Source organism: Romboutsia sp., from assembly GCF_035470145.1.
Taxonomy (GTDB): Bacteria; Bacillota; Clostridia; order Peptostreptococcales; family Peptostreptococcaceae; genus Romboutsia_D.
In genome coordinates this window covers 1-1557 of the sequence record NZ_DATIRC010000441.1, presented here as the reverse complement: position 1 = coordinate 1557, position 1557 = coordinate 1, and the positions used below count along the sequence as shown (strand labels likewise).

1 protein-coding gene is annotated in these 1557 nt (G+C 30.6%); it reads right to left on the bottom strand.

Going from position 1 to position 1557, the window contains the following annotated elements; all coding sequences use genetic code 11:
• The coding region (locus VLM92_RS17225; protein ID WP_325277550.1) for an ATP-dependent Clp protease ATP-binding subunit at window positions 1–1557 on the bottom strand (1557 nt) is incomplete at both ends.

Below are 1557 nucleotides of genomic sequence, written 5' to 3'. Positions count from 1 at the left end.
TTCTAAATCAAATCCTGATTTTAATATTAATTTTATAGCTTCTTCACTAATTTCTAGGTTTATTTCCATTCCTTTTAATCTTTGGATTACATCTCTAGTCATTAACTTTACTATTTGAGCTATATGAGATTCTTCTAGTGAGTGGAATACTATTATATCGTCTATTCTATTTAAAAATTCTGGTCTAAATCTTTGCTTTAATTCTCCCATTATTTTATCTTTCATCTTTTCATAATTTGTTTTAGCTTCATCTTCCTCATTTTTACTTACAGAGAAACCTAGTATTTTTTGCTTGTTTATTGTAGTCGCTCCAACATTTGAAGTCATTATAACTATAGTATTCTTAAAATCTACAGTTCTTCCTTTTGAATCTGTAAGTCTTCCGTCATCTAATATCTGCAATAAAATATTAAATACATCTGGATGAGCTTTTTCTATTTCATCAAACAATACAACTGAATATGGGTTTCTTCTAACCTTTTCAGTTAATTGACCTCCTTCATCATGCCCTATATATCCAGGCGGAGAACCTATAAGTCTTGATACAGCATGTTTCTCCATATATTCAGACATATCAATTCTTACTATTTGATTTTCATCTCCAAATTGAACTTCTGCCAAAGCTTTAGATAATTCTGTTTTGCCTACTCCTGTTGGTCCTAAAAATAAAAACGAACCTATTGGTCTATTTGGATCTTTAAGACCTGCTCTTGACCTTCTTATTGCCATAGAAATAGCTTTAACTGCTTGTTCTTGGCCTATAACTCTATCATGCAACATTTCCTCTAATCTTAGCAACTTATATGATTCTTCTTCTACTATTTTGTTTACAGGTATTCCTGTCCATAACTCTACGACTTCGGCTATAACTTCTGCATCAACTATGTTTTTATATTTACACATTTTATTCCATTGTTGTTTTACCTCTTCTAGTTGTTTTTTTAGATTTTCTTGCTCATCTATTATCTTTGATGCTTTTTCAAAGTCTTTATATATAACCGCTTCTTCTTTCTCTTTACTTATGTTTTGAATTTCTTCTTCTAATCCTTTTATTTCAGATGGAGGATTATTTTTTCTTAATCTAACTTTTGAAGCAGCTTCATCAATTAAATCTATTGCTTTATCTGGTAGGTATCTATCTGTTATATATCTAACAGATAAATCAACAGCGGCCTTTATAGCTTCATCACTTATATTAACTCTATGATGTTCTTCATATTTATATCTAAGACCTTCTAAAATTCGTATTGTATCCTCTTTAGTAGGCTCAGTTATCATAACAGGTTGGAATCTTCGCTCTAAAGCAGAATCTTTTTCTACATGTTTCCTATACTCATCTATAGTTGTTGCTCCTATCACTTGTATTTCACCTCTAGCTAACACTGGTTTCAGTATATTAGAAGCATCTATTGTGCTTTCTCCAGTAGCTCCAGCACCTATTATTGTGTGTAATTCATCAATAAATAAAATTATATTCCCATTTTTAACTACTTCCTCTACAACTTGTTTTATTCTTTCTTCAAATTCACCTCTATATTTAGCTCCAGCTAACATAGA